Below are 17,751 nucleotides of genomic sequence, written 5' to 3'. Positions count from 1 at the left end.
GGTACTGCAGGGGGGACCCTGTGGGAGAGTAGGACACCGCCGAACAATCTTTGTGGGAAAGCCCCGCACCTCTGGTGCGGGGCTTTTCTGCGTTTAGGCTGAGTTTTATGCGCTATGACTTGGTCATCTTCGACAACGACGGAGTGCTCGTCGACAGCGAGCCGATCTCGAACACCATCCTGGCCGGCTATCTGACCGAGCTCGGGCACCCCACCACGTACGAGGAGTCGATCCGCGACTTCATGGGGTCCGCCATGCACCGGATCCACGAACTGGTCGAGGAGCGGACCGGGCAGTCGCTGCCGGGCGACTTCGACACCACCTTCCACCAGCGTGTCTTCGCCGCGTTCCAGCGGGAGTTGCAGCCGGTGACCGGCGTCGCGGACGTGCTCAAGGGGCTGGTCGCCGCCGGGATGCCGTACTGCGTGGCCTCCTCCGGGAGCCATGAGCGGATCAGGGTGGGACACCGGAAGACCGGGCTCGACGCCTGGTTCCGGGACGAGATCGTGTTCAGCGCCGAGGACGTCGGCCGCGGGAAGCCTGCGCCCGACCTCTTCCTCCACGCCGCCGAGCGGATGGGTGTGGAGCCCGCGCGCTGCGTGGTCGTCGAGGACAGCGCGCTCGGCGTCCAGGCGGCCGTCGCGGCCGGCATGGACGTGTACGGGTTCACCGCGATGACCCCGCGGGAGCGACTGACAGGCGTGAACGGGTACTTCGACCACATGGATGTGCTCCTGGAGACCCTTGCGACGCCGTAGGCACCGGCGACATTGGGCAGGTGATCCATCTACCGCTCGGTAGGCTCCGGCCCTACTGTGCCGCCATGACAGATGCGCGGCTGCGGCGTGGGCGGGGATCCCTGACGGTCAGCTTCTTCGTGCAGGGCGTCACCTTCGCCCTGCTCGTGACCCGAATACCGGCGATCCAGGACCGGTACGGGATCTCCGACGGGCTGCTGCCCGTCTTCCTGGCCGCCGTGCCGATCCTCGCCGGCGTGTCCAGCGTCGGCACCGAGAAGGTCGTCGCGCGGGTGGGGCCGTCCACCGTGCTGCGCTGGGCGCAGCCCGTCGTCCTGCTCGCGCTGCTCGCGGTCGGCGCGGGTTCGGGGCTGTGGATGGCGGCCGTGGCGCTCGGGGCGTTCGGGCTCGCGGTCGGTGCCCTGGACGCGTCCATGAACATGCTGGGGGTGAGTCTCCAGCACGCGTACCGGCGCAGCATCATGCTCGGGTTCCACGCCGCGTACAGCCTCGGCGGCATCGCCGGCGCCTCGCTGGCCTGGGCGGGGGCGCACTGGCATCTGTCGCTGTTCGCGTCCTATCTGCCGGTGGTCGTGGTCCTCCTCCCGGTGGCGTTCGCCGGGAGCCGTTGGTACGTGGACGGGGACGGGAAGCCGGAGCCCGCCGGCACCGGAGAGAGGCAGAACGGTCCCCAGAGCGTGGCGTTCCGGCTGCTGCTGCCGCTCTGCCTGGTGATGACCTTCGCGTACATCGGCGACTCGACGGTCTCCAACTGGTCGGCGAAGTACCTCCAGGACGTGCTGCACAGCTCGGAGGAGCTGGCGACGGTGCCGTACAACGCGTACATGGTGACGACGCTGCTCGGGCGCGCGGTCGGGGACCTCGGGGTGCGGCGGTTCGGCGCGGTCCTGGTGGTGCGGGCCGGTGCGGTGCTGGCGGCGCTAGGGTTCGCGATCGTGGCGGCGGCGCCGGGGGCCTGGGCGGGCATGGCCGGGTTCACGGTCCTGGGTCTCGGCCTGAGCGTGATCGTGCCGCAGACCTTCGCGGCCGCCGGTCGGTTGTTCCCGGGGGCGAGCGACGCCGCGGTGGCCCGGCTGAATGTCTTCAACTACGTCGGTTTCCTGGTCGGCTCGCCGCTCGTCGGTGCGCTGGGCGACGCGTGGAGCTATCGGGGCGCGATGCTGGTGCCGATGGTGCTGGTCCTGGTGACGGTGGTGCAGGCCACGTCGTTCGGCGCTGCGAAGGCCCGATACGGTGGCGACCATGAGCGGTCGCGCACTGTTGATGTGGGATGAAGCTGTCACGGGATACGACTTCGGTTCGGAGCACCCGATGGATCCGGTGCGGCTCGCGCTGACCATGGATCTGGTGCGCGCGTTCGGGCTGGACCGCCAGGTCGACATGGTCGCGGCGAAGCCGGCCGGTGACTCCACTCTGCGGCTCGTGCACCGCGAGGACTATGTGGCGGCGGTGCGGGCGGCCTCGGCCGATCCGAGGGCGGCGGACCAGGCGTACGGGCTCGGCACGGTCGACGATCCGGCGTTCCAGGGGATGCACGAGGTCTCGGCGCTGATCGCCGGGCAGTCGGTGGGCGCGGCCGAGGCCGTGTGGCGCGGGGACACGGCGCACGCGGTGAACTTCGCGGGCGGACTGCACCACGCGATGCCGGGGGGCGCCTCCGGCTTCTGTATCTACAACGACGCCTCCCTGGCCATCGCACGGCTTCTCGAACTGGGCGCGGAGCGGGTCGCGTACGTGGATGTGGACGTGCACCACGGCGACGGGGTGCAGGCCGCGTTCTGGGACGATCCGCGGGTTCTGACGATCTCGCTGCACGAGCATCCGCGGACCCTGTTCCCGCAGACCGGCTGGCCGGAGGAGACCGGCGCGGAGGGCGCGGGCGAGGGTGCCGCGGTGAACGTGGCGCTGCCGGCGGGCACCGCGGACGCGGGCTGGCTGCGGGCCTTCCACGCCGTCGTACCGGAGCTGATCGCCGATTTCCGGCCGCAGGTCCTGGTCACGCAGCACGGCGCGGACACCCACTTCGAGGATCCGCTGGCGCATCTGGCGGTGTCGCTCGACGCGCAGCGGGCGGTGCAGGAGGCGTGCCACGACCTGGCGCACGCGTATGTCGAGGGCGGGAAGTGGGTGGCGCTCGGCGGCGGCGGTTACGCGGTCGTGGACGTCGTACCGCGCTCGTGGACGCATCTGGTGGGGATCGCGGCGCACGCTCCGGTGGATCCGGAGTCGGTGGTGCCGTCCTCGTGGCGGGACCAGGTGTACGCGCGGACCCGGCAGCTGGGGCCGGGGCGGATGACGGACGGGCGGTGGCCGGTGGCCTGGCGGGACTGGGCGGAGGGGTACGACCCGGCGGACCGGCTCGACCAGGCGGTCCTGGCGACCCGGCGGGCGGCGTTCCCGCTGCGCGGGCTGCTCGCCTAGGGCGAAACACGCGCGAGCGGGGCTCGTACCGGGGCGTGCCCCTTGGTCCGGTCCTGGCCTGATCCGTTCGTACGCCGGACGGGACAGGCGGTGTTCGGTTACGCCAACTGTGGGTCCCGCAGCGGGTTTTGACCCCGGTGCAGGGTCGTTCCGGCAGCATCGTCAGGGTGCTGAGTACCGGGGCGCTGCGGGCGCATCTGTTGGCGGCCGGGTTGGCCGGGACCGTGGCGACCTCGCGGGAGGAGAGCCTGCGGAGCTACCGCCTGTTCGCGGCCGGGGATCCCCGGGTGACGCTCGGACTCGACCCCGCCCGGGGCTGGGACGAGGACGATCTGCTGCGGCTGATGGCGGACCGGTGCGGGGTGTCGGACGATCCGGCGCACCGGACGGGGCCGGACGTGATCGATCCGGAGCGGACCCTCGGGGCGCTCGCGGTGTTCGCGGAGCGGCTGCGGGTGGCGGCCCGGCGGCGGGCCCCGGTGCTCCTCGGGACGGGGCATCCGCACCGTCTCCTGGGTTTCTACGCCGCCCTTGCAGACGCTTTGTCGGCGGCGGGCTGTCTTGTTCTCACTCCGGCGCAGGGGCGATGTGTCGACATAACGACCCGGTTCGGCGTACGCACGCACCTCCTCGACTACGTACGGGGTGTCGCGCTGGTGCGAGAAGCGGACCTGCCGGCCGCAGGGCGCGAACCGGGGGCGCACACCCACTCGCCGCTGCCGGTCCGGGCGGCCCTCGAAAGCGCGGCCGAGGCCGGCGGGCCGCTTCCGGAGCTGGTGGTGGGGGACCACGGCTGGGTCTGCGGGGCAGGTCAGCTGGGTATCGAGGCCATGGGTCTCGCCGACACGGACGACCCGGCGCTGTTCGTCGGCGAGGCCGAGGGGCAGGTGTCGGTCGCCGTTCCGCTGGATGACGGGGTGCGCTCGGACTACTACCGTCCACTCACTCGCTATGTACTCAATCGAGCGTGTCTGTCACGGTAAACGGCCGATGGTTGCTCCTCTTCCCCACTCGTACCACCCGCCCCTACTCTGGGCGTGAGCGCTCAGCGACGAAGAGTCACCGGAGGGGAAGCCGGTGGGCGTCGCGTGCGGAAGGTACAGGTGGGTCATGGCTGCTGGCGACAGGCCTCTCAACGAGGTTAAGTTTCTGACCGTGGCGGAGGTCGCCTCGGTGATGCGCGTCTCGAAGATGACCGTGTACCGCTTGGTGCACAGCGGTCATCTGCCGGCGATCCGGGTGGGGAGGTCCTTCCGGGTGCCGGAACAGGCGGTTCACGAGTACCTCAGGGAATCCTTCGTGGGGGTGGCGACCGCGTAGCGGGCACGGGTCCGCCCGGCATCTCCGGGTATGGGCCGCCCAGGGATCTCGCCCTCGGATTACGCGGTAGGCTAGCCCCTCGTAGGTCGTGTGGGCCCAGACGCCCCGCACCGATCCCCGCTGGCGCGGGGATGTTCCGAGAAGTGAGCGAGGGTAGTCGTGGGCTCTGTTATCAAGAAGCGGCGCAAGCGGATGGCGAAGAAGAAGCACCGCAAGCTGCTCAAGCGCACGCGCGTTCAGCGTCGCAACAAGAAGTAAGCGCGCGCGCCGCATCGATGGCGCTGTGCGTACGGCGTGGCCTCTCACCGTTTTCCGGTGAGGGGCCACGCTTTTATTGCGCCGAAATGTGAAGGCGCTACGGTGGCGTTCAGCGGAACACCGATGGAAGACCGACGGAAGGCGCTTCTCTTGGGCAAGGTCGTGCTCGTCACCGGTGCGGCCCGGCATCTCGGGGCGCGTTTCGTCCGGCGGGTCCAGCGCGACCCGGAGGTCGACCGGGTGGTCGCCGTCGACGCCGTCGAGTCCCCGCACGCCCTCGGCGCCGCCGAGTTCGTCCGGGCCGACATCCGGCAGCCCACGGTGGCCAAGGTCCTGGCGCAGTACGACGTCGACACCGTCGTCCACATGGCCGTCACCGGCACCCCGCTCGGCTCCGGCGGCCGTACGGCGGTCAAGGAGACCAACGTCATTGGCACCATGCAGCTGCTCGGCGCCTGCCAGAAGTCGCCGCGCATCAAGCGGCTCGTGGTGAAGTCCAGCACGAGCGTGTACGGGGCCGCGCCCCGTGACCCGGCCGTTTTCACCGAGACGACGCCGGCCAAGGCGCTGCCGAGCGGCGGCTTCGCGAAGGACGCGGTCGAGGTCGAGGGTTACGTACGGGGCTTCGCCCGGCGCCGCCCGGACGTGGCGGTGTGTGTGCTGCGCTTCGCGAACATCCTCGGGCCGCGGGTGGACTCCCCGCTCGCCGAGTACCTGGACCTGCCGGTGCTGCCGACCGTCTTCGGCTACGACCCGCGGCTGCAGTTCGTCCACGAGGACGACGTCATCGACGTCCTGGAACTGGCGTCCCGTGAACCGCGCCGCTCCACCCTCAACAGCGGCACCTTCAACATCGCCGGGGACGGGGTGCTGCTGCTCTCCCAGTGCGCGCGGCGGCTCGGCCGGCCCACGGTCCCGGTGCTGCTGCCCGCCGTCACCTGGGTCGGGCAGGCGCTGCGCACGGTCGGTCTCACCGACTTCGCGCCGGAGCAGATCCGGCTGCTCACCCACGGCCGGGTGGTGTCCACGGCGCAGATGCGCGAGACCCTCGGCTTCGCGCCCCGCTACACCACCGCCGGGGCCTTCGCGGACTTCGCGCACAGCCGCGGGCCCGGCCTGCTGCCGCCGGAGCTGCTCGCGGGTGCCGTGGACCGGCTCGCCGACCGTCTCGCCGAGCGGCGGCCCGCACCCGCACCCGTACCGACCTCCCCGACCGCGGAATAGGAGCCCAGATCGCGATGGCGGACGCCAAGGTCATCCCCTTCGACGACGACCGGTCGCGGGCCCGCCGCAGGCCCGGCGGCAGGAGCGACGGCGAGGCCGCCGTACGGGCACTGCCGACGCCCCCGGCGCCGGCTCCGGCGGCGGCCCGGGCGCCCCGGGAGGCCGGGGGCTCCGGCTGGGAGCGGCGGCTCGCGGGCGGGCTCGCGTTCCTGCGCCGCCGGGTCACCGGCGACTACGAGGTCGACGAGTTCGGCTACGACGAGGAGCTCACCGACCAGGTGCTGATGTCGCTGCTCCGCCCCGTGTACGAGAAGTACTTCCGGGTGGAGGTGAAGGGCGTCGAGAACATCCCGAAGGAGGGCGGCGCCCTGGTGGTGGCCAACCACTCGGGGACGGTGCCGCTGGACGGTCTGATGATGCAGGTCGCGGTGCACGACCACCATCCGGCCGGGCGCCATCTGCGGCTGCTCGCCGCCGACCTGGTGTTCATGCTGCCGGTGGTCAACGAGCTGGCCCGCAAGGCCGGGCACACCCTGGCCTGCGCGGAGGACGCGGAGCGGCTGCTGAAGGCCGGGGAGATCGTCGGCGTGATGCCGGAGGGCTTCAAGGGCATCGGCAAGCCCTTCGCCGAGCGGTACAAGCTGCAGCGCTTCGGGCGCGGCGGCTTCGTCTCGACGGCGCTGCGGGCGGGGGTGCCGATCGTGCCGTGCTCGATCGTGGGCGCGGAGGAGATCTATCCGATGCTGGGCAACGCGAAGACCCTGGCCCGGGTGCTCGGCCTGCCGTACTTCCCGCTGACGCCGACCTTCCCGTGGCTGGGCCCGCTGGGTGCGCTGCCGCTGCCGACGAAGTGGACGATCCAGTTCGGCGAGCCGATCCACACCGACGCGTACCCGCTGGAGGCGGCGGAGGACCCGATGCTGATGTTCAACCTGACGGACCAGGTCCGCGAGCAGATCCAGCACAGCCTCTACAAGCTGCTGGTGCAGCGCCGCTCGGTCTTCTTCTAGGGGTACGGGAGAGGGGGCGCCGCCCGGTCGGGTGGCGCCCCCTCTCCCTCGTACCGGCGTCGCGTCAGCTCGCGTCGGTGCTGTCGATGCCGAGGCCCGGCAGCAGGCCGGGGAGGATCGGCGGGATCGTCACGCCCGGGACCGGTGCGGTCGACTCCTGGCCGGACGGGTCGGTGCTCGGGTCCGTCTGCGGCGGGTTGAGCAGGTCGCCCGTGCCGCCGAGGAGCCCGCCGTCCTGGGGACCGCCCGTACCGGACGGCGAGGGCTGGGTGGGGCTGCCGCTGTGGGACGGGGTGGCGGACGTGCTGTGCGGCCGCTGGGGGGTGGCCGACTTGGTGGTTCGCGGCGCGCTCGGGTCGCCGGAGCCGATGGAGCCGCGCTCGGGGGTGCGCGGGAGCACGGACTGGAGGGGCGCGACCTCTTCGTCTATGGCCACGAAGATCTCGTCCACCTCGTTGCCCACGTCCGTGAGCTGGACCGGGAGGCGCTCGCGCAGCCCGTCCCAGGTGGCCCGGTGGGCTTGGGCGAAGGCGTTCAGGCGGGCCATGGGGCCGATCTCGCCGTCCCGCTGGTACGCCTGGCGGAGCAGGCGGTGGCCCTCACCGGCGTCGTGCTTCATGCCGTCGAGGACCCGGCGGATCTCGCCCAGGGACTCGTGGTCGAGGGGGCCGGACCGGCCGCGCTCCATGAGCCGGCGGGCCTCGCTCAGGCGGGTGGAGGCCTGGTCGAGATAGATCCCGCCGCGGTCGGCGTCGTCGTCCGCCATCCCCAGCTTGATGTCCTCCATGCCGCGCTTGAGGCCGTAGAGCGAGTCACCGGGGAGGGCGTCGGAGCTGGCAGCGGCCACTCCGCCGAACGCCCCGGCGGCCACACCGACGGTGAGGCCGCCCGCGGCCAGGCCCTTGGTCCAGCGGGAGCGTGGGCGCAGTTTCCGCAGCGGGGAGGCCCGGTGGGTCCCCTTGCCGCCGGCCCGCTGCTCCGGCAGCGTAGGGCCCGCGCCCGCGGTCCCCTCCTTGAGCATCGCCTCCATGGCGGCCACGAGCTGAGCCCGCTGCACCACCTTGACCTCGGGATCCATTTCCGGCCTCGGCAGCTCGCCGAGACCGTTCGCCAGGGCCAACAGCCGTCCGCGCTCGGCCGGTTCGGCCGGGCCATCGGGCTGCTCGGCCGCCGCGCCCTCGGGCGTCCGATCCTCCAGGGCCAGGGCGAAGGCGTTCGCCCGCCGGTGCGCCGAAACGTTCGCGATCACTGGCGGCACCTCCTCTCGTCATGACGGTCGACTCCCCGGGGGGTTCGGAAGGTTGCACACCTTGAGCGCATCCACACGAAAGAGTGAGTGGAAGTGGACATGGCGTGACCACAGGGAGCCTGCATTTCGCACAACGAGCGGCGCGGCACTTGGGTTACGCGCGAAAGATGATCGGACCAGTGCGTCATCGAGGCGTCACCGACTGTGAGTTGATGTGGGGCGGTGGGGCGGGTGGGGAGGACGGACGGCGCGGGCGCGTGTGGGGGGCGCGGACCGCTCAGCGGGCGTCGTCCGGGAGGAGGCGGGCCAGCGTGCGCACGGCCCGGTACTGGAGGGTCTTGATCGCTCCCTCGTTCTTGCCCATGACCCGGGCGGTCTCGGCGACCGACAGGCCCTGGAGGAAGCGGAGCGTCACGCACTCCTGCTGCTGCGGATTGAGCCGGCGGACGGCGTCGAGGAGGGCGGCGTTGGACAGGGATTCGAGGACGGAGTCCTCGGGGCTGCGCTCCACCTCGTTGGCGTCGAGCATCTCGCCGGTGGTGACCTCGAGCCGGAAGCGGCTGGACTTGAAGTGGTCGGCGACCAGGTTGCGCGCGATGGTGACGAGCCAGGCGCCGAAGTCGCGGCCCTGCCAGGTGAAGGTGGAGATCCGGCGCAGGGCGCGCAGGAACGTCTCGCTGGTGAGGTCCTCCGCCGTCGCCTTCCCGCCCACACGGTAGTAGATGTAGCGGTAGACGGTGTCGCTGTACTGGTCGTAGAGCCGGCCGAAGGCCTCGGCCTCGCCCGCCTGGGCGCGCTCGACCAGGTCCATCATCCGGGCGCTGTCGCTGTCGGCGACGGGCCTGCGGGCGGCGGTCGAGGTGCCGGCGCCGCCGCGGCTGCCGCGTCGGCCGACGGCGGCGCCGCTCTCGGCCAGGGCGTAGCAGGGCCCGGCGGGTGCCGGCCCCCCGGCGAGGGCGGGTCCGCCGAATGCGGGTACGGGGACGGCGTACGCGGTGGGGACGAAGCCGCGCAGGTGGTCGAGGACCGTTGCGCGCAGCGTAGCCAGGCCCGAGGCGTCAACCCCGACGTGTGGGTACACGGGACTCCCAGAGGCAGAGCTTCCATCACGTGCAGTGCGGGACCGTTCACTCGTCGTGGCGACGTGTGGGTTCCGGTGTGCGTCTGAGGAGAATAACGCTTCGTACAGGCAGTGCTACACCCAGTTGCTCAAATCACCGGTTCAGTCTGAACCGTTACTGCTTGTGGTCGTGATCACTCGCACTTGGTGACCGATTGTTGACCGATTTGCTTACGAGTGTGATCAATCGGGGGTGCGCTTGTGCTCAAGTGAGGTAAAGGGGAGTGGCCGGAGCCGGTGCCGGGTAGGGAGCCCGGATGGCCCCAAGGGGCCGGTGTGCGGGGGATGTTCGACCACGGACGGGTGAGCGGAGCCGGTCCGTGGCGGTCGTACTCGATCGCGGCCGAAACGTATCGCCATGATCGGTAAATCCGCCCGCACCGCGCCGGGCGTGCCGGGAGGACCCCGGCGGGGCGGTCGGCGCCGCTCGGCGGGGGTGTGGCCTCAGCGGCGGCGGCGGTGCAGGGCGAGCGCGGCGGCCGTGCCGCCCGCGAGGGCGCCCACGCCGGCCGCGGCCGGGATGCCGACCTTGGCGGCCTTGCGGCCGGTCCGGTAGTCCCGCAGCCGCCACTCGCGCTCCTTGGCGTGCCGGCGCAGCTTGGTGTCCGGGTTGACCGCGTACGGATGCCCGACCAGGGACAGCATCGGGATGTCGTTGTGCGAGTCGCTGTACGCGGCGCAGCGCGCCAGGTCCAGGCCCTCGGCGCCGGCGAGCGCCCGTACGGCCTCGGCCTTGGCGGGCCCGTGAAGCAGCTCGCCGACCAGCTTGCCGGTGTAGACGCCGTCGACGGACTCGGCGACCGTGCCGAGCGCGCCGGTCAGGCCGAGCCGGCGGGCGATGATCGTGGCGGTCTCGACCGGGGCCGCCGTCACCAGCCAGACCTTCTGGCCGGCGTCCAGGTGCGCCTGGGCGAGCGCGCGGGTGCCCGGCCAGATCCGGTCGGCCATGTACTCGTCGTAGATCTCCTCGCCGATCGACATCAGTTCGGAGACCCGGTGGCCCTTGACGATGGAGAGCGCGCTGTCGCGGGCCTCCTGCATGTGCTCGGGGTCCTCGACCCCGGCCAGCCGGAACCAGACCTGCGCCCAGGCGAACCGGGCGAGTTCGCGGCGCTGGAAGAACTTCCGCTTGTACAGGCCGCGGCCGAAGTGGAAGATCGCGGCGCCCTGCATCACGGTGTTGTCGAGATCGAAGAAGGCGGCGGCCCGGGTGTCGCCGACGACCGGGAACTCCGGTTCCGCGGGCCCGGCCTGGGCGGCGGCCTCCACGGCCGCGGCCTCCTCCCGCTCCTGTTCGAGCTGGGCTGAGGTCTTGCGCGCCGCCTCCGCGGCGGCCTCGCCTGCCAGGACGCTGCGCGCGGTGGCGGAGCGCCTACGGGGGGTGAGCCATCCAAGAGCGGCCATATGTGGAGCATAGCCAGTCTGTTCGGTGCTTCCCGACGTGCCGGGACGCCGTGGTGTGAACAGTGGGGGGCTCCCTTGTTACCGACGCCCTTGTCACCGGCGCGCAGAATGGACGGCATGTTCGGACGGACGAAGAAGAAGAGCGGTCCGCGCACGGTGACGCTGATCGGCAAGCCGGGATGCCATCTGTGCGACGACGCCCGGGTGGTGATCGAGGCCGTGTGCGCCGAGACGGGTGCACAGTGGGAGGAGAAGGACATCCTCCAGGACGAGGCGCTGTACGCCGCGTACTGGGAGCAGATTCCGGTCGTCCTGGTCGACGGCGAGCAGCACACCTTCTGGCGGGTGGACGCGGGGCGGCTGAGGCGCGAACTGGGTGGTTGACCGAAAACTGGGTGGTTGACCGAAAGAGGGCTACCATCGTGGACGTTTTGTTGGGTTTCGGGGGCAGCGTCGTAAGGAGAGTGTGCGGTTTTGCCCCCTTCGGAATTCCAACGCTTCGCGGCCGCCTGCGGTTCCGTACCGTCACTATCCGGCCGCGTGACCCCGGTCACTTTGGGCGGACAAAACGGACACCATCTTTGTGCACGCGTTCACAAAGACATAGCCTGCATTCGACGGGGCGGTCCTGGGACACACGGCCGCCTGCAGCCCCGCTCATCCCGCAGGAGCACCGTGGCAACTGGCCGAACTCACCGACCGGCGACCCGTAGCCGAGGAATTCCCGAGGCCACCGTCGCCCGACTTCCGCTGTATCTGCGCGCCCTCACGGCACTTTCGGAGCGCTCCGTTCCCACGGTCTCCTCGGAGGAACTCGCGTCCGCGGCGGGGGTCAACTCCGCGAAGCTGCGCAAGGACTTCAGCTACCTCGGCTCGTACGGCACCCGCGGTGTCGGCTACGACGTCGAGTACCTCGTCTACCAGATCTCCCGCGAACTCGGCCTGACCCAGGACTGGCCGGTCGTGATCGTCGGTATCGGTAACCTCGGCGCCGCGCTCGCCGGTTACGGCGGTTTCGCCTCCCGCGGCTTCCGCGTCGCCGCGCTGATCGACGCCGACCCCGCGATGACCGGCAAGCCGGTCGCCGGGATCCCGGTGCAGCACAGCGACGACCTGGAGAAGATCGTCGGCGAGGACGGTGTCTCCATCGGTGTCATCGCCACCCCGGCCGGCGTCGCCCAGCAGGTCTGCGACCGGCTCGTGGCCGCCGGGGTCACCTCGATCCTCAACTTCGCGCCGACCGTGCTCTCCGTGCCCGACGGCGTGGACGTGCGCAAGGTCGACCTCTCCATCGAGCTGCAGATCCTCGCCTTCCACGAGCAGCGCAAGGCGGGCGAGGAGCCCGGCGCCGAGGCGGCCGCCCCGGCCACCGCGGCCACGGGCGCGGTCGAGGCGGGTGCCGAGCCGGGTGCCGCCGCCGTGCCGCCCGCCGCCCGCACCACCGAGGACACCGGCCGCGACGCCGGCCGCAAGGGACCTGACGGGGACATGCCCGCCGTGATGCCGGCATGAGCCTCCTCGTCGTCGGTCTCAGCCACCGCAGCGCCCCCGTCAGCGTCCTGGAGCGGGCCTCCCTCTCCACCGACGCCCGGACCAAGCTGCTCCACGACACCCTCGCCGCCGAACCGGCCACCGAGGGCACCGTCCTGGCCACCTGCAACCGCATCGAGCTCTACGCCGACGTGGACAAGTTCCACGCCGGGGTCGCCGAGCTGTCCACGCTGCTCGCCCAGCACAGCGGCGTCGGCCTCGACGAGCTCACCCCGTACCTCTATGTGCACTACGAGGACCGCGCCGTCCACCACCTCTTCTCGGTGGCCTGCGGCCTGGACTCGATGGTCGTCGGCGAGGGCCAGATCCTCGGCCAGATCAAGGACGCCCTCGCGCTCGGCCAGGACCTGCACACCGCCGGACGCCTCCTGAACGACCTGTTCCAGCAGGCCCTGCGGGTCGGCAAGCGCGCCCACAGCGAGACCGGCATCGACCGGGCCGGGCAGTCGCTCGTCACCTTCGGCCTGCAGCAGCTCGCCCAGAGCCCCGACGTCGACGCCTGGGCCAAGGGCAAGCGCGCCCTCGTCATCGGCGCCGGCTCGATGTCCTCGCTCGCCGCCGCGACCCTCGCCCGGTCCGGAGTCGCCGAGATCGTCGTCGCGAACCGCACCGCCGCCCGCGCCGAACGGCTCGTCGAGATCCTGAGCGAGCCCGGTGGTACGGGCGTGGCCGCACGCGCCGCCGAGATGGTTGCCGTCGGCGACGAACTGACCCGTGCCGACATCGTCGTCTCCTGCACCGGCGCCACCGGGCTCGTCCTCACCGGCGAGGCCGTCGAGACCGCCCTGCAGGGCCGCGAGGCCCCCCTTTACCTGCTCGACCTCGCGATGCCCCGCGACATCGACGCCGCCGCCCACCGCATGCCCGGGGTCCGGCTCGTCGACATCGAATCGCTCGCCGAGGCCTCCGCCGACGCGCCCATGGCCGCCGACGTCGACCAGGTGCGCACCCTCGTCTCCGACGAGGTCGCCGCCTTCGGCGCCGCCCAGCGGGCCGCCCACATCACACCGACCGTGGTCGCCCTGCGCGCCATGGCCGCCGAGGTGGTCGCCGGCGAGGTCGCGCGCCTGGAAGGCCGGCTGCCCGGCCTCGACGACAAGCAGCGCGCCGAGATCACCCAGACCGTGCGCCGGGTGGTCGACAAGCTCCTGCACGCGCCCACCGTGCGCGTGAAGCAGCTCGCCGGCGAACCCGGCGGCGCCGGGTACGCGGACGCACTGCGGACACTCTTCGACCTCGACCCGGAGACGGTTGCCTCTGTCAGCCGGGCCGACCGAAACGACGGCGACGTCAAGAACCGAGGGCGAGTATGACCGACAGGGCACTGAGGCTCGGGACCAGGCGCAGCAAGCTCGCCATGGCCCAGTCCGGACATGTGGCCGACGCCGTCCGGCAGCTGACCGGCCGGCCCGTCGAGCTCGTGGAGATCACGACGTACGGGGACACCTCCCGCGAGCACCTCGCACAGATCGGCGGCACCGGTGTGTTCGTCGCCGCGCTGCGCGACGCGCTGCTCGCCGGCGAGGTCGACTTCGCCGTGCACTCCCTCAAGGACCTGCCGACCGCCCAGCACCCCGACCTGGTGCTGGCCGCGATCCCGCGCCGCGAGGACCCGCGCGACGTCCTCGTCGCCCGCGCGGGCCTCACGCTCGACACGCTGCCGGCCGGCGCCCGCGTCGGCACCGGCTCGCCGCGGCGCATGGCCCAGCTCAACGCGTACGCACGCAGCCACGGCCTGACCATCGAGACCGTGCCGATCCGGGGCAACATCGACACCCGCGTCGGCTACGTGCGCAAGGGTGAGCTCGACGCGGTGGTCCTCGCCGCGGCCGGACTCAACCGCATCGGCGGGACCGAGGAGCTCACCGGCTCCCTGTCGCTCGACTTCCTGGCGGTCGACGCGGTCCTGCCCGCCCCCGGCCAGGGGGCCCTGGCGGTCGAGTGCGCGGCGTCGAACGCCGACCTCGTCGCCGCGCTCGCCGAGCTCGACGACCCGTACACGCGGGCCGCCGTGACCGCCGAACGAACCCTGCTCGCCGCCCTGGAGGCCGGCTGCTCCGCACCCGTGGGTGCGCTGGCCGATCTGCTGGTGGACGGTCCCGGCCACGCTGCCTCCGGGCACGGCGGTCACGAGCAGGCTGTCACCGAAATGCGCCTCCGCGGCGTCGTCGGCACCACCGACGGCTCCACGCTGGTGCAGCTGTCCACCACCGGTCCCGTACCCACCTCGCACGACGAGGCGGTGGCACTCGGACGCGAACTCGCGGACGAGATGCTCGCCAAGGGCGCGGCCGGTCTTATGGGGGAGCGAGCACTTTGAACCCCAGCCCGACCACCAGCCCCGCGTCCGCCGCCTTCCCCGGCCACGGTCACGTCACCTTCCTCGGCGCCGGACCAGGCGACCCCGGACTGCTGACGCTCCGGGCCGTCGAGGCCCTGGCCGGCGCGGACGTCCTGATCGCCGAGCCGGAGGTGCTCGAAGTCGTTCGCGGCCATGCGCGCGCGGGCGTGAGCACGCCTGAGCTGACGGTCATTGACGAGGCGTCAACAGCCGTCGGTGTCCCCGTGTTGAGGGATGCGACCAATCTTGTCATGGAGGCCGCGAGGGGCGGCAAGCGGGTCGTCCGTGCGGTGACCGGCGACCCCGGCCTCGACGGCAACGCGGGCTCCGAGATGCTCGCCTGCGCCTCCGCCGGCATCCCCTTCGAGGTCGTCCCCGGTGTCGCCACCGCGGTCGGCGTGCCCGCGTACGCCGGCGTCCCGCTGCGCGACGCCCAGGGCACGGACGTGCGCTTCGTCGACGCCCGTACCGCCGACGACCGGTGCTGGTCCGAGGTCGGCGCCTCCGACGGCACCGTCGTCGTGTCGACCTCCCTGGACTCGGTCGCCGCGGCGGCCGGTGAGCTGGTGGCGGCGGGCCGTAAGCCGGACACCCCGCTCACCGTGACCATCGCCGGTACGACGACCCGGCAGCGGACCTGGACCGCGACGCTCGGCACGATCGCCCAGGTCTTCAAGCAGGGCAAGGTGCTCCCCTCGCCCGAGGGCCACCGTCCGGTGATAGCCGTGGTCGGCGAGCGCAGCGCCCCGGCGCAGCGCGATCTGCTGTCGTGGTTCGAGTCCAAGCCGCTCTTCGGCTGGCGGGTCCTCGTGCCGCGCACCAAGGAGCAGGCCGCGTCGCTCTCCGACCAGTTGCGCTCGTACGGCGCGGTGCCGCACGAGGTCCCGACGATCGCCGTCGAGCCGCCGCGCACGCCGCAGCAGATGGAGCGCGCGGTCAAGGGCCTCGTCACCGGCCGCTACGAGTGGATCGCCTTCACGTCCGTCAACGCGGTGAAGGCCGTCCGCGAGAAGTTCGAGGAGTACGGGCTCGACGCCCGCGCCTTCGCCGGCATCAAGGTCGCGGCGGTGGGCGAGCAGACGGCCGCCGCGCTCGTCGACTTCGGCGTGAAGCCGGACCTGGTGCCGTCGGGTGAGCAGTCCGCGGCGGGTCTCCTTGAGGACTGGCCGCCCTACGACCCGGTCTTCGACCCGATCGACCGCGTCTTCCTGCCGCGCGCCGACATCGCGACCGAGACGCTGGTCGCGGGCCTGATCGAGCTCGGCTGGGAGGTCGACGACGTCACCGCCTACCGAACGGTGCGCGCGTCGCCGCCGCCGGCGGACACGCGCGAGGCGATCAAGGGCGGCGGCTTCGACGCCGTGCTCTTCACCTCGTCCTCCACGGTGCGGAACCTCGTCGGCATCGCCGGCAAGCCGCACAACGTCACCGTCATCGCCTGCATCGGCCCGGCGACGGCCAAGACGGCGGAGGAGCACGGGCTCCGCGTCGACGTCCTCTCGCCGGAGCCGTCCGTCAACAAGCTGGCGGAAGCCCTCGCCGAGTTCGGCCTCCGCCGCCGGACCTCCGCCCTGGAGGCGGGCGACCCGGTGACGCGCCCGAGCGAGCGCAGGCCGGGCGCGCGGCGCCGCCGTACGACGTAGCCGGTCCAGCTGTCCCACGGGGCGCGGTCCCTCCGGGACCCGCGCCCCGCCGCGTGCGGCGCCCGCCGGGGCGGCAACACCGTGTCGGTAAACGCACATCACCCGCGGGCGTAGCCTCAAAGGCATGAATGCGTACGGAAGCTTCCCCGGGACGCGGCCGCGCCGGCTGCGGACGACGCCCGCCATGCGGCGGATGGTGGCCGAGACGCGGCTGGATCCGGCTGATCTGATCCTGCCCGCGTTCGTACGAGAGGGCATCAGCGAGCCCGTGCCGATCGCCGCGATGCCCGGCGTCGTGCAGCACTCGCGGGACACCCTCCGCAAGGCCGCCGTGGAGGCGGTGGCGGCCGGAGTCTCCGGGATCATGCTCTTCGGCGTCCCCGAGGACGCGAAGAAGGACGCGGAGGGGACCGCCGGCACGGACCCCGACGGGATCCTGCAGCTGGCGATCCGGGACGTGAAGGCGGAGGTCGGCGACGACCTCGTCATCATGTCGGACCTGTGTCTGGACGAGTACACCGACCACGGCCACTGCGGCGTCCTCGACGCCGACGGCCGCATCGACAACGACGCCACCCTGGAGCGCTACGCCGAGATGGCCCAGGTCCAGGCGGACGCCGGCGTCCACGTCGTCGGGCCCTCCGGGATGATGGACGGCCAGGTCGGCGTGATCCGCGACGCCCTGGACACCATCGGCAAGGAGGACGTGTCGATCCTCGCGTACACGGCGAAGTACACCTCCGCCTTCTACGGCCCCTTCCGCGAGGCCGTCGGCTCGTCCCTGACCGGCGACCGCAAGACGTACCAGCAGGACCCCGCCAACGCGCGCGAGTCCCTGCGGGAGCTCGCGCTCGACCTCGAAGAGGGCGCGGACATGGTCATGGTCAAGCCGGCCGGGCCGTACCTGGACATCCTGGCCAAGGTCGCCGCGTCGGTGGACGTGCCGGTCGCCGCGTACCAGATCAGCGGCGAGTACGCGATGGTCGAGGCCGCCGCCGAGAAGGGCTGGATCGACCGCGACAAGGCGATCTTCGAGACCCTGACCGGCATCCGCCGGGCCGGGGCCCGGATGATCCTCACCTACTGGGCGACCGAGGTCGCCCAGAAGCTCGCCCGCGGGATCTGATGCACCCTGGAGAGGTACCGACAGGTACCTCTCTGGAGGTGGTCCTCATGACGATGAACACGCTCGTCGGCTGGCACGTCGAGATGGAGTTCCAGGAGGAGGGCGACCGGACGCGGGCCGCCTGCATGGTGCGGCTCAGCGACGGCACCGAGTTCCGCGCCCACGGCAACGCGAACCGGCACCCCTCCGACCCCGAGCAGTTGCGGGTCGGCGAGGAGATCGCCGGGGCAAGGGCCCTGATGGACCTCGCCTCGCAGCTGTTGCAGAAGGCCCACACCGAGATCGACGAGGTGTCGGGCCGCACCTCCCACCCCATCAACCGGTGA

General features: G+C 71.8%; 18 protein-coding genes. 15 read left to right on the top strand and 3 right to left on the bottom strand.

All coding sequences use genetic code 11. From position 1 onward, the window contains the following. Positions 1-107: 107 nt before the first annotated feature. From AB0C73_RS26500 to AB0C73_RS26465, 8 genes are all read left to right on the top strand, one after another. On the top strand, positions 108-758 hold the full coding sequence (locus AB0C73_RS26500; protein ID WP_362534762.1) for an HAD family hydrolase: 651 nt from the start codon (positions 108-110) through the stop codon (positions 756-758). 65 nt (positions 759-823) lie between these two features. Then, a complete protein-coding gene (locus tag AB0C73_RS26495; protein ID WP_362534760.1) occupies positions 824-2,032 on the top strand; it encodes an MFS transporter in 1,209 nt (402 codons plus the stop codon). Then, positions 2,001-3,179 (top strand): acetoin utilization protein AcuC, encoded by a 1,179-nt coding sequence (locus AB0C73_RS26490; RefSeq protein WP_362534757.1) that lies wholly within the window; start codon positions 2,001-2,003, stop codon positions 3,177-3,179. Before AB0C73_RS26495 ends, AB0C73_RS26490 begins: the two co-directional genes overlap by 32 nt. 167 nt (positions 3,180-3,346) lie before the next feature. Continuing rightward, entirely contained in the window at positions 3,347-4,162 is an 816-nt protein-coding gene (locus AB0C73_RS26485) for a phosphatase (RefSeq protein WP_362534755.1), read from the top strand. A 127-nt stretch (positions 4,163-4,289) separates the two neighbouring features. After that, a complete protein-coding gene (locus tag AB0C73_RS26480; RefSeq protein WP_046910004.1) occupies positions 4,290-4,499 on the top strand; it encodes a helix-turn-helix domain-containing protein in 210 nt (69 codons plus the stop codon). Between the two features lie 159 nt (positions 4,500-4,658). Beyond that, positions 4,659-4,757: an AURKAIP1/COX24 domain-containing protein gene (locus AB0C73_RS26475; protein WP_003948845.1), complete on the top strand. Its 99-nt coding sequence runs from the start codon at positions 4,659-4,661 to the stop codon at positions 4,755-4,757. A 150-nt stretch (positions 4,758-4,907) separates the two neighbouring features. Continuing rightward, positions 4,908-5,981 (top strand): NAD-dependent epimerase/dehydratase family protein, encoded by a 1,074-nt coding sequence (locus AB0C73_RS26470; RefSeq protein ID WP_362534784.1) that lies wholly within the window; start codon positions 4,908-4,910, stop codon positions 5,979-5,981. A gap of 14 nt (positions 5,982-5,995) precedes the next feature. Continuing rightward, a complete protein-coding gene (locus AB0C73_RS26465) occupies positions 5,996-6,991 on the top strand; it encodes a lysophospholipid acyltransferase family protein (RefSeq protein ID WP_362534753.1) in 996 nt (331 codons plus the stop codon). Between the two features lie 64 nt (positions 6,992-7,055). Here AB0C73_RS26465 and AB0C73_RS26460 read toward each other — a convergent pair whose 3' ends face one another. The 3 genes from AB0C73_RS26460 to AB0C73_RS26450 form a co-directional block, all read right to left on the bottom strand. Continuing rightward, on the bottom strand, positions 7,056-8,240 hold the full coding sequence (locus AB0C73_RS26460; protein WP_362534751.1) for a DUF5667 domain-containing protein: 1,185 nt from the start codon (positions 8,238-8,240) through the stop codon (positions 7,056-7,058). Positions 8,241-8,517: 277 nt separating this feature from the next. Continuing rightward, positions 8,518-9,321, bottom strand: coding sequence for an ECF subfamily RNA polymerase sigma factor, BldN family (locus AB0C73_RS26455; protein WP_362534748.1), 804 nt, complete (start codon positions 9,319-9,321; stop codon positions 8,518-8,520). Positions 9,322-9,804: 483 nt separating this feature from the next. Then, a complete protein-coding gene (locus AB0C73_RS26450) occupies positions 9,805-10,764 on the bottom strand; it encodes an HAD-IB family hydrolase (protein ID WP_362534746.1) in 960 nt (319 codons plus the stop codon). Between the two features lie 108 nt (positions 10,765-10,872). Between AB0C73_RS26450 and AB0C73_RS26445 the strand changes: the two genes are divergently transcribed. The 7 genes from AB0C73_RS26445 (at position 10,873) to AB0C73_RS26415 (ending at position 17,751) form a co-directional block, all read left to right on the top strand. Continuing rightward, a complete protein-coding gene (locus tag AB0C73_RS26445) occupies positions 10,873-11,148 on the top strand; it encodes a glutaredoxin family protein (RefSeq protein ID WP_362534744.1) in 276 nt (91 codons plus the stop codon). A 291-nt stretch (positions 11,149-11,439) separates the two neighbouring features. After that, positions 11,440-12,276 (top strand): redox-sensing transcriptional repressor Rex, encoded by an 837-nt coding sequence (locus AB0C73_RS26440; protein ID WP_362534741.1) that lies wholly within the window; start codon positions 11,440-11,442, stop codon positions 12,274-12,276. Then, a complete protein-coding gene (locus AB0C73_RS26435) occupies positions 12,273-13,628 on the top strand; it encodes a glutamyl-tRNA reductase (RefSeq protein WP_362534738.1) in 1,356 nt (451 codons plus the stop codon). Before AB0C73_RS26440 ends, AB0C73_RS26435 begins: the two co-directional genes overlap by 4 nt. Beyond that, positions 13,625-14,635, top strand: a complete 1,011-nt coding sequence (hemC, locus tag AB0C73_RS26430) for a hydroxymethylbilane synthase (protein ID WP_362534735.1) — start codon at positions 13,625-13,627, stop codon at positions 14,633-14,635. The genes AB0C73_RS26435 and hemC overlap by 4 nt, the downstream gene beginning before the upstream one ends. Further along, on the top strand, positions 14,632-16,299 hold the full coding sequence (locus tag AB0C73_RS26425) for a uroporphyrinogen-III synthase (RefSeq protein ID WP_362534732.1): 1,668 nt from the start codon (positions 14,632-14,634) through the stop codon (positions 16,297-16,299). The genes hemC and AB0C73_RS26425 overlap by 4 nt, the downstream gene beginning before the upstream one ends. Before the next feature lie 124 nt (positions 16,300-16,423). Then, entirely contained in the window at positions 16,424-17,425 is a 1,002-nt protein-coding gene (hemB, locus tag AB0C73_RS26420; RefSeq protein ID WP_362534729.1) for a porphobilinogen synthase, read from the top strand. Positions 17,426-17,478: 53 nt separating this feature from the next. Then, entirely contained in the window at positions 17,479-17,751 is a 273-nt protein-coding gene (locus AB0C73_RS26415; protein ID WP_362534782.1) for a DUF1876 domain-containing protein, read from the top strand.

The sequence above is a fragment of the Streptomyces sp. NPDC048623 genome (assembly GCF_040650755.1).
In the GTDB taxonomy this organism is placed as follows: domain Bacteria; phylum Actinomycetota; class Actinomycetes; order Streptomycetales; family Streptomycetaceae; genus Streptomyces.
The sequence above is the reverse complement of the archived record's forward strand: the minus strand, read 5'-3'. Positions and strand labels throughout refer to the sequence as shown.

Coding starts and splice junctions, on each gene's coding strand:
- AB0C73_RS26500 (WP_362534762.1), top strand. CDS start 108: ATGCGCTATGACTTGGTCATCTTCGACAACGACGGAGTGCTCGTCGAC.
- AB0C73_RS26495 (WP_362534760.1), top strand. CDS start 824: ATGACAGATGCGCGGCTGCGGCGTGGGCGGGGATCCCTGACGGTCAGC.
- AB0C73_RS26490 (WP_362534757.1), top strand. CDS start 2,001: ATGAGCGGTCGCGCACTGTTGATGTGGGATGAAGCTGTCACGGGATAC.
- AB0C73_RS26480 (WP_046910004.1), top strand. CDS start 4,290: ATGGCTGCTGGCGACAGGCCTCTCAACGAGGTTAAGTTTCTGACCGTG.
- AB0C73_RS26465 (WP_362534753.1), top strand. CDS start 5,996: ATGGCGGACGCCAAGGTCATCCCCTTCGACGACGACCGGTCGCGGGCC.
- AB0C73_RS26450 (WP_362534746.1), bottom strand. CDS start 10,764: ATGGCCGCTCTTGGATGGCTCACCCCCCGTAGGCGCTCCGCCACCGCG.
- AB0C73_RS26445 (WP_362534744.1), top strand. CDS start 10,873: ATGGACGGCATGTTCGGACGGACGAAGAAGAAGAGCGGTCCGCGCACG.
- AB0C73_RS26435 (WP_362534738.1), top strand. CDS start 12,273: ATGAGCCTCCTCGTCGTCGGTCTCAGCCACCGCAGCGCCCCCGTCAGC.
- hemC (WP_362534735.1), top strand. CDS start 13,625: ATGACCGACAGGGCACTGAGGCTCGGGACCAGGCGCAGCAAGCTCGCC.
- hemB (WP_362534729.1), top strand. CDS start 16,424: ATGAATGCGTACGGAAGCTTCCCCGGGACGCGGCCGCGCCGGCTGCGG.
- AB0C73_RS26415 (WP_362534782.1), top strand. CDS start 17,479: ATGAACACGCTCGTCGGCTGGCACGTCGAGATGGAGTTCCAGGAGGAG.